This is a genomic window from Bacillota bacterium, assembly GCA_024655925.1.
GTDB lineage: Bacteria > Bacillota > DTU025 > DTU025 > JANLFS01 > JANLFS01.
Genome location: JANLFS010000102.1, coordinates 1 through 8592, shown reverse-complemented (window position 1 = coordinate 8592; position 8592 = coordinate 1). Strand labels below are relative to the sequence as shown.

Annotated in this window: 13 protein-coding genes; all 13 read left to right on the top strand. The window is 62.4% G+C overall.

Annotated features, from left to right (window positions below):
• Nucleotides 1-437 (top strand): stage III sporulation protein AF (locus tag NUW23_13170; protein MCR4427110.1); only part of this gene is annotated, 437 nt, incomplete at its 5' end.
• A 21-nt stretch (nt 438-458) separates the two neighbouring features.
• A complete protein-coding gene (locus NUW23_13165; GenBank protein ID MCR4427109.1) occupies nt 459-1061 on the top strand; it encodes a hypothetical protein in 603 nt (200 codons plus the stop codon).
• 14 nt (nt 1062-1075) lie between these two features.
• A complete protein-coding gene (locus NUW23_13160; GenBank protein ID MCR4427108.1) occupies nt 1076-1687 on the top strand; it encodes a SpoIIIAH-like family protein in 612 nt (203 codons plus the stop codon).
• 122 nt (nt 1688-1809) lie between these two features.
• Entirely contained in the window at nt 1810-2196 is a 387-nt protein-coding gene (locus NUW23_13155) for an Asp23/Gls24 family envelope stress response protein (protein MCR4427107.1), read from the top strand.
• 52 nt (nt 2197-2248) lie between these two features.
• Entirely contained in the window at nt 2249-2788 is a 540-nt protein-coding gene (amaP, locus tag NUW23_13150) for an alkaline shock response membrane anchor protein AmaP (protein ID MCR4427106.1), read from the top strand.
• 36 nt (nt 2789-2824) lie between these two features.
• On the top strand, nt 2825-3055 hold the full coding sequence (locus NUW23_13145) for a DUF2273 domain-containing protein (protein MCR4427105.1): 231 nt from the start codon (nt 2825-2827) through the stop codon (nt 3053-3055).
• A gap of 33 nt (nt 3056-3088) precedes the next feature.
• Nucleotides 3089-3562: a transcription antitermination factor NusB gene (gene nusB / locus NUW23_13140; protein MCR4427104.1), complete on the top strand. Its 474-nt coding sequence runs from the start codon at nt 3089-3091 to the stop codon at nt 3560-3562.
• A complete protein-coding gene (locus NUW23_13135) occupies nt 3546-4508 on the top strand; it encodes an O-sialoglycoprotein endopeptidase (protein MCR4427103.1) in 963 nt (320 codons plus the stop codon). Before nusB ends, NUW23_13135 begins: the two co-directional genes overlap by 17 nt.
• Nucleotides 4505-5662: an exodeoxyribonuclease VII large subunit gene (gene xseA / locus NUW23_13130; GenBank protein MCR4427102.1), complete on the top strand. Its 1158-nt coding sequence runs from the start codon at nt 4505-4507 to the stop codon at nt 5660-5662. The genes NUW23_13135 and xseA overlap by 4 nt, the downstream gene beginning before the upstream one ends.
• Nucleotides 5662-5916: an exodeoxyribonuclease VII small subunit gene (xseB, locus tag NUW23_13125; protein ID MCR4427101.1), complete on the top strand. Its 255-nt coding sequence runs from the start codon at nt 5662-5664 to the stop codon at nt 5914-5916. The genes xseA and xseB overlap by 1 nt, the downstream gene beginning before the upstream one ends.
• Nucleotides 5913-6791 (top strand): polyprenyl synthetase family protein, encoded by an 879-nt coding sequence (locus tag NUW23_13120; protein MCR4427100.1) that lies wholly within the window; start codon nt 5913-5915, stop codon nt 6789-6791. Before xseB ends, NUW23_13120 begins: the two co-directional genes overlap by 4 nt.
• Before the next feature lie 4 nt (nt 6792-6795).
• The gene (locus NUW23_13115) at nt 6796-7248 is read left to right on the top strand and encodes a divergent PAP2 family protein (protein ID MCR4427099.1); all 453 of its coding nucleotides are present in this window, start codon (nt 6796-6798) and stop codon (nt 7246-7248) included.
• Between the two features lie 693 nt (nt 7249-7941).
• Entirely contained in the window at nt 7942-8514 is a 573-nt protein-coding gene (locus tag NUW23_13110; GenBank protein MCR4427098.1) for a hypothetical protein, read from the top strand.
• Nucleotides 8515-8592 lie beyond the last annotated feature (78 nt).

The window sequence follows — 8592 nt, the reverse complement described above, 5'->3', positions numbered from 1 at the left end:
TGAAGAAGTTTGTCGACATGGTCATGGGGCTCGCACTCCTCGGCGCGGTCCTGGGCCCCCTGGCGAGCCTGGGATTGGGCCAGATGATTGAGGGCCCTCTCCGAGAGGGCTCAGTCTGGAGGGGGATGGGCAATGCCCGGCAGGACGAACCTCCCGGTTACGCCTGGGATGCCCTGGAGGCTCCGTCGCTTTCGGCGCGCGCAGTGTCTCTGACCTCCGCCGCAATTCGGGAGGCGGCAAGGCGATGCGTCGTGGAGGTGGCCGGCCCGGAGTACGAGTCCTCTGAGATCCGGGTCTCCCTCTCCGCTGCGGGCGATCTCGAGAGGATCCACGTGGCACTGTGCCCGAAGGGGGAGAGAAGCGTTGGCGCCGCAGCGGTCGCTCACGGGATCGCCTGGTCCCTGGGGGTGCCGAGGGAGCGGGTGGTTGTGGAATGACCAGTGGGGGAGGGACAGGTTTTGACTGAGGCGCAAAGAAACTCGGGCCAGGTGTGGTACCGGGTACCCGCGGTCCGCCCGATGATGCTCCTCGCGGCCCTGGGCATAGCTCTGATCCTTGCGGGGAGCTTCCTCCGGGGAAGCCCGGCACAGCCGGAGGCCAAGATGGTGCCTGCGGATTCGGGGACCTCAGGGGACCCATCTCCCGAATCGGTAGGAGCGTACCAGTATGAACTCCGGCGAAGGCTTCAGGAGATACTGTCTTGCATCCGGGGAGCGGGCCGGGTCAACGTGGAGATCACCTTCGACGGGGGGATGGCTCGGGAGTACGCTACGAACACCGTGGTGGAGGAGCGGAAGACGGAGGAAGGAGGAACCGGTGGCACCGTCCGGAAGTCCATCGAGACCAGGCGCACCTCGGACCTGGTGTTGGCCGCGGGCAGTGTCTCCGGCCGCGGGGAAAGCCCCGTCATAGTCAAAGAAGGCTTCCCGAGGATCCTGGGCGTGCTCGTGGTCGCGGAGGGCGCGTCGGACTCGAAGGTGAAGAGGGAGTTGGCCACAGCTGCCGGAACCGCGCTCGGGCTGCCGCTTCATAGGGTCCTCGTGGTCCCGCTCGGGAGATGAAGGGATGGAGGAGGATGAGAGTGAACAAGGTAATGAACAGGGAGAGAACCCGTGAGACTGACCGGAGGTTTCTCGGGATGTCCCTGGTGCTGATAGGGTTGGCCATAGTGGGGATCGTGGCGGCTGCCACGGTTACTTCCCCAGTTCGGCCGCGGTTGGAGGTGAGGGAAACCGAGCCGGCGCCCGTTGGTGGGACCCTCATGGAGCCCGCCGCGGGGCAGACGTCCAGCGAGGCCCTCGTCCGGGCGCAGGAAACCCTCACCGATGAGCAGTCCGACAGCTTCTTCGAGGAATACAGGCTGGAGCGCGAGCGAACCCGAGCCCGGCAAATGGAGTTGATCGCGCAAGTCATGAACGATCCATCCGCCGATTCAGAGGTGCGCAGGAAAGCCCAGGAGGCATTGCTAGACGCAATCGCAGTGGAACGGCGGGAGTTCGAGGCGGAGAGCCTCATAAGGGCGAGGGGCTACGAGGACGCGATCGTCTTCCTGTCAGATGGTGGCGCAAGCGTCGTGGTCAAGTCGGGAAGACTGGAAGAGGCAGGGGCACGACAGATCGGGGACGCGGTCGCACGCGCCACCGGGGTGGCCCTTGCGAGAATTACCGTTGTGGAACGCGGACGGTGAAGGAGATACGCTGCGGCCGGTGAATTGTTCACCTATGGTCGAGGACCGCATTTCTTCATTTTTGGTATAATACTCTTCAGGAGTTGAATGCTTCTTCTCTGCAGTTGCCAGGGAGGTGTGGGATCTTGGAGACAGACGACAGGCCCGAGCTCGGTACCGTCAGGATCGCCAATGAAGTCGTCGCTGTCGTGGCAGGACTTGCCGCCACCGAGGTTTCTGGGATCGCGGGCATGAGCGGGGGCCTCGCGGGGGGCATCAGTGAGCTTCTCGGCAAGAAGAACCTCGCGAAAGGTGTCAAGGTCGAAGTCGGCGAGAAAGAAGCCGCGGTTGACCTCTATCTCGTGGTCAAGTACGGGACGGTCATTCCCGATGTATGCGCCGAGGTGCAGAGGAACGTGAAGAGGGCGATAGAGAGCATGACCGGCCTGGAAGTGGTGGAGGTAAACACGCACGTATCCGGAGTCCTTTTCGAGGACCGCGAACCGTCAACTGAAGTTCGGGTGAGGTGATGCCCCGGGGTGGCGGGCGCTCCGGTGAGGCCGTGAAACGAGGTGGGGATCTGTGAGACTCATAGACCGCATTGTCCTGGTTCTGTCCGTGGTCATAACAGCTGTCCTGGCCGCAGGCGTTCTTGTCTCGACGGCGGGTAACCAGTTCCCGAGCGACTTCGCGCTTCGAGCATACGACGTCGCGACGAGAAACCGGATCCCCACAGCTCTAGGCGGGGTGCTCGTTGTCCTGGTGATGCTCTATGTTCTAGTCCTCGCCCTCAGGCCCGAGCGGGAGCCCAAGTCCATCGTCAGTGCGACCGCGCTTGGGGATGTCCGCATATCCATGACGGCAGTGGAGACTCTTGCCCGCAAAGTGGCCAAGCATGTCCGGGGGATTCGGGACGTGGAGGCTATAGCTGACGGTGCCTCCGATGGTCTCGCCATAGTGATGAAGCTGCAAGTATATCCCGACGTGAGCATTCCTCAGGTCTGTGAGGAACTCGAGCGTGAACTCGCTGAGTTCATCAGGTTCGCCGTGGGTGTCCCCGTGAAGGCCGTTCACACGGTAGTCAAGAGCGTGGCGCACGATCAAAGTAAGCCGAGAGTCTAGCAGTGAAGAGAAACCGGTGTATGGAGGCTGGTCCAGATGCCGTGGTACGGCGGTCGTAGGTGGCAGTTGCCTCCCCGGCATATGGCCAAAGTGGTCGGCGCCGTCGTGGGGGGCATCTTCGGGCTGCTCGTCATGGTGTTCGGTTTCTTACGGACGCTTACCTTTGCGTTCTTCATAGGCCTCGGTTTTGCGACCGGGCGGTACCTGGACAACCACCGGGAGACCCGCGATGCCATCGTCCGGTTCCTGTGGCCTCCACGAGAGTGAAATGATCGGTTCTGTGAGGAGTGGTGGTTTGGGTTGGAACGCCGCAGGGCTCGGGAGGCCGCGATGAGGGCACTCTACCAGATGGATCTGTCTGGGTGCGGCCCGCGCCGGGCAGTTGAGTACGCTATCGGAGACTCTCCGGACCTTCCCCTCTCACCTCACGCCAAGGAATATGCCGAAAGCCTGGTGATGGGGGCATGGGCACACCGTGAGGCAATAGACTCGGAGATCGCCAGCCTGGCACGGGATTGGTCAGTCGGGCGGATGTCGCCGACAGACCGGAACGTGATGCGCGTCGCAGTCTACGAGATGCTGTATGTCGATGGTGTGCCCATGGCAACATCGATAGACGAAGCCGTAGAGATTGCCAAAATCTATGGGAGTGCGGACTCACCGAGGTTCATAAACGGCATCCTTGGGGGCCTCGCCGAGAAGCTGCGAGCGACTAGAGGCCGATCCGGTGCAGAGGAGAGTCAGGAGGATACTGGGAGTGAACCTCGGGATTGACACGAGCTGCTATACGACGTCGGTTGCCATCACATCCGGAGGCGAGGTCGTGTGGGATGGGCGCGTGCCTCTGGTGGTTTCCGACGGCGCCTTGGGTCTTCGCCAATCTGATGCCCTCTTTCAGCACGTGCGGAACCTCCCTGCCCTCCTCGAAGAGTCGTTCGCAGTTGCCAGGGCAAGGGAGAGTGATATCCGCTCGGTGGCGGCCAGTGTGAGTCCCAGACGCGCCGAAGGCTCTTACATGCCTGTGTTCCTCGCCTCCGGCGGGTTCGGCCAGTCAGTGGCTGCAGCTCTGGGCAAGCCGCTGCATCGCATTTCCCACCAGGAAGCCCACATAGCCGCTGGAGCTTGGTCTTCGGGGATGCCGAGGACGGGCAGGTTTCTGGCATTGCATCTCTCAGGGGGCACGACGGAGCTCCTGGATGTGCATTGGCCTGGTGAGGGTGGGCCGTTTGACGTGAGAATAATCGGAGGGACGGATGATCTGAACGCGGGGCAGTTCATAGACAGGGTCGGTGTTGCGATGGGGTTGCCTTTTCCGGCAGGGCCTGAGCTGGAGCGGCTTGCCCGAGCAGGGGAATCTGGGACGGTGAGGATCCCAGTCTCGGTCAGAGGCACGAGCGTGAGCTTCTCAGGGCCATGTTCTTCGGCTCTGCGTGCGCTGGAACTGGGTGCCCGCAGGGAGGATGTGGCCTCCGCGGTCCTGTCGTCCGTTGCGGAGGCAGTGGCCCGAATGTGCGCGGCGGGGCTCTCTAGCACCGAAGTCCCGGCGTTGTTGGTCTCTGGGGGAGTTGCGTCCAATGCCGTAGTGAGGCGAACGGTCACCGCCGCCCTCTCGGAGGACCGGCCCAGCGTTCGCGTGTACTTCGCGAAACCTGAGTACGCCCGAGATAATGCTGTTGGAGCTGCGCTCCTCGCCGGGCCCATGTGGGGGTGGGATGATTGATAGCCGGCGATTGGCAGCGAGCCGGCGTGTTGACCGTCTCTGACGTCACCGCTCGAGTGGCTGAGGCAGTCAGGGCCCACCACGGTCTTTCGGGGGTCTGGGTCGTGGGCGAGATCTCAAACTTCACGCATCATACCTCCGGGCACATGTATTTCACGCTCAAGGATGACTTCTCGAGGCTTCGGGCGGTCATGTTCCGTGGTCAGAATACGCGGCTCAGGTTCATGCCTGCCAACGGGATGAGTGTGTTCGCTCACGGGTCGGTTGAGGTGTATGAGCGCGGGGGTGAGTACCAGCTCTACACGGACACCCTCGAACCCTTGGGAATGGGTGCACTCTACCTCGCGTTTCAGGAGCTGCGGGCGAGACTCGAGGCTGAGGGCCTGTTCGATGCGGAGCTCAAGCGGCCGCTTCCTACGTTTCCGAGCCGGATTGCGGTTGTCACATCTCCCACTGGCGCCGCGATCCGGGACATCATCACAGTTGCCCGGAGGAGGTTTCCGGGCATCAACATCCTGGTTGTGCCGGCACTGGTGCAAGGGGAAGGTGCACCCGACAGCATAGCGAGGGGAATTGAGCTTGCGAGCCGGGTGGAGGACGTGGACTGCCTGATAGTGGGAAGGGGAGGGGGATCCGCCGAAGAACTCTGGGTTTTCAACGACGAGAAGGTCGCGAGAGCGATCAGGGCGTCCCGCGTCCCTGTGGTCTCGGCTGTCGGGCACGAGACCGATTTCACCATAGCGGATTTCGCAGCGGACGTGCGCGCTCCCACTCCGTCGGCCGCAGCAGAGATGGTGGTTCCGGATGTGGCCGCCCTTACGCGGAGGGTTGAGAACGCACGGGCAAGGCTTGTCCGGGCGGGTGCCCTCGCGGTGGACCACAGAAGACAGGCCGTGGACGAGAACGCCAGGTGGCTTGGACAGAAGATTCAAACCAGACTGCAGATGTCCCGGGAGAAGCTGGCTCGTCTGGCGGGAGTTCTTGCGGCGCTCGACCCCGAGTCGGTGCTGGCGCGGGGCTACGCCATATGTAGGGCCGCCGACGGCCGGGCAATCCGCAGCGCAGATGAGGCGGCCCCGGGCGAGCAGGTCTCGGTGGAACTGAGCCGGGGTTCGCTCGAGTGCGAAGTGCGGGAAATCCGGACTGGAGGTTGATGGGCGTGGCATCCGAAGGCATCACGTTCGAGGCTGCTCTGGCGAGGCTGGAGCAGATCGTCGCCAGAATGGATCAGGGGGATGTACCGCTTGAAGAGGCCATCGCGCTTTTCGAGGAAGGGAACGCGTTGGTCCGCACCTGCACCGCAATACTCGACCGGGCGCAGGGCCGGCTCGAGGCGCTCATCGAAGGTGACGATGGCCAGATCAAGCTGGTTGGACTGGAAGAGTCTGTCGAGGAGGCGAGAGCATGACTCATGAAAGCAGCACCTTGGAGGACCTGGGCCGGCTGGTTGACGATGCCCTCGACCGGATGCTGCCCGCTTCCGACGTGCCCCCGACGCGCCTGCATGAGGCCATGAGATACAGCGTATTTCCTGGCGGCAAACGTCTCAGACCAGTTATGACCCTGGCATCGTGCTACGCTGTGGGGGGTGAGACCACCGCCGCGACTTGGCCTGCGGCCGCCGTTGAGCTTGTTCACTGCTTCTCCCTGATTCATGATGACCTTCCCTGTATGGATGATGACGATTTCCGGCGGGGCAAGCCGTCATGCCACAAGGCTTTCGGAGAGGCGGTTGCGGTTCTAGCCGGAGATGCATTGTTGACCCTTGCATTCCAAGTTTTGGCAGATCCGGAGTTCCTCTCGCGGGTGGGCGCAGTTCGTGCGGCTCGTGCCACTCACACTCTCGCAGCGGCGGCCGGAAGTCTTGGCATAGCTGGCGGTCAGGCCATGGATCTGGATTCCACGTTTTCGGACACGTCCGAAACGTCCGCGACGCGCGATCGTCTCGACACACTCGTGGAGCTCAAAACGGGAAGGCTATTCGATGCGGCAGTCCGAATGGGTGCCATCGCGGGCGGTGCCGGAGACGCCGACATCGAGGCTCTGAGCGAGTTCGCGCGCGATTTCGGTTTCGCATTCCAGGTCCTTGATGATCTGGCGGACTCTAAAGGCCGCGACCAGGAACTCGGCAGGCTGAACTACGCAAGCCTGCTGGGGCAGGACCGGGCCACTTCTCTCTTCTACGAATTGATCAGCAGGGCCCGGTTGGGGCTTCGACCGTTCGGCGCCCGAGCCGGCTTGCTCCTCGCCGCGGTGGATCTTGTAGCCAATCGGAGAGAGTGATTCCATGTTCTCTGCGGAAACTGGAGTACAGACCAACAGAATACTTATGTCTGCCTTCGTTGCCTGGGTTACCGCGCAGGTGCTGAAGACGGTTTTCGGGCTGATTACTGAGGGCCGGTTCAACTGGTCCAAGGTTCTGGGGCCCGGCGGGATGCCCAGCTCGCACTCTGCCTTTGTTACATCTCTCGCTGTCGCCGTGGGCATCTCCGAGGGTTGGAACTCCCCACTCTTTGCGGTGGCAGCGGTGTTCGCCATGGTGGTCATGTACGACGCTGCCGGGGTGAGGCAGGCCGCAGGCAGGCAAGCGAGGGTCCTCAACCAGCTCATGAAGGAGATATTCGAGGAGCGCCATCTGCACTCGACCAAGCTTCGCGAGCTTCTTGGGCATACACCGTTCGAAGTCATCGTCGGCGCAATACTGGGAGGGCTCATATCCCTTACCATGCTGGGCCGTTGAAGCTTCCCAATATCTGTGCTATAATCTTGCTCGAGTCTGATAGGTGGCGCAGTATCCTAGTCGGTACCGGCGTCTCTGAAGACGGGGCTAAAAATCCGTAGAGGGCACATCGATGAAGTCCCTTGTGCTGGCATTCGACGCCCAGTCGAGGGCTGGTGCTGGGGGTTAAGGGAGTGGGGCGATCCGCAATGGCATGCGGGCGTGGACCCCGCTTCCGCGGAGGCCCAAGTTCGTGGGGTGCGCCGAGGGGCAGCCCTACGGCTTGGGGGTAAACCTGCATTCGGCATAGCCCGAAGGGGCAGATCGTGTTGGGTGCAGTGTAGCCTGCCTTGAGTGAGCGTGGCGGGATGGTGGGTATCAAGTTCTGATAGCCCTAGGCCAGGGACAGGGACCTTTTGCCACCTGAAACCCCGCTTGCAAAAGAGGCTAAGGGGCGTCCGGGGCCGCAGAGGAAAACTCCTAGGCTGTCGACCTCGGTCGTGGCGTCCTGGGGATTGCAGTGTGAACTAAGTGGCAATCCAGTCCCCCATTCGGCGACGATGGGGGCCTGTCGTAAAGGGAAACCGCCCGCTGGCAACGGCAGGGTGTACAGGCGGGAAAACCTACTGGACCTCAAGTCACAATATTTACTCAGGATGCTGCCACCTATCCGGATTTTCCGGTCGTGTCATACTTGTCACGAGGTGAACGCTCTTGCCACGAGGTGTCGGACGCGTCCTGGCGGTGAGCCTGTGGACGTTCGTCCTCTCGGCAGCCCTCAATTCCGGGTCGGGGGCGGTCGCGGGATCCTTGGACCTCGGTTTCTCCATTGCCGTTCTCATCACCATTGTGGGCGCGGGCATACTGTTTGATATAGTCGGAACTGCGGCGGCCGCGGCGACCGAGGCCCCTTTGAACGCCATGGCCGCCAAGCGTGTGTACGGGGCTCCCGAGGCCTTGGCGCTCGTCAAGAACGCCCCAGCAGTCGCGAGTTTCTGCAGCGATTTCGTGGGCGACATCTGCGGCACGGTCAGCGGAGCTGTCGGCGCCACAATCATGTTGCGGTTCCTCGCAACCGGGATCAAGAGCAAGGACGCTGTCGCCTCATCCATCCTGGTGGCCACGGTGGCCGCCGTGACCGTCGGCGGAAAGGCCGCCGGCAAGAGACTGGCCATCGAGTCCGCGGACCAGGTGATGCTGACCGTGGGGCGAATTGCGGCGGCTTTCGCGCGGGTCACGGGGATTTCCATCGTCCGCGGGAGAAGGAATCCCAGACGAAGACAGTGAAACGGTACGTAGGGCGAAGGAGCGGGTTGGTTCGGATGGGCGGCGTCCTTCAGAGGATCGATTCCCCCGAAGATCTCA

What these genes read in the sequence shown, in the direction of transcription:
- NUW23_13160 (MCR4427108.1), top strand. Translation starts at nt 1,076, where the DNA reads ATGAGAGTGAACAAGGTAATGAACAGGGAGAGAACCCGTGAGACTGAC.
- NUW23_13145 (MCR4427105.1), top strand. Translation starts at nt 2,825, where the DNA reads ATGCCGTGGTACGGCGGTCGTAGGTGGCAGTTGCCTCCCCGGCATATG.
- xseB (MCR4427101.1), top strand. Translation starts at nt 5,662, where the DNA reads ATGGGCGTGGCATCCGAAGGCATCACGTTCGAGGCTGCTCTGGCGAGG.
- NUW23_13120 (MCR4427100.1), top strand. Translation starts at nt 5,913, where the DNA reads ATGACTCATGAAAGCAGCACCTTGGAGGACCTGGGCCGGCTGGTTGAC.
- NUW23_13115 (MCR4427099.1), top strand. Translation starts at nt 6,796, where the DNA reads ATGTTCTCTGCGGAAACTGGAGTACAGACCAACAGAATACTTATGTCT.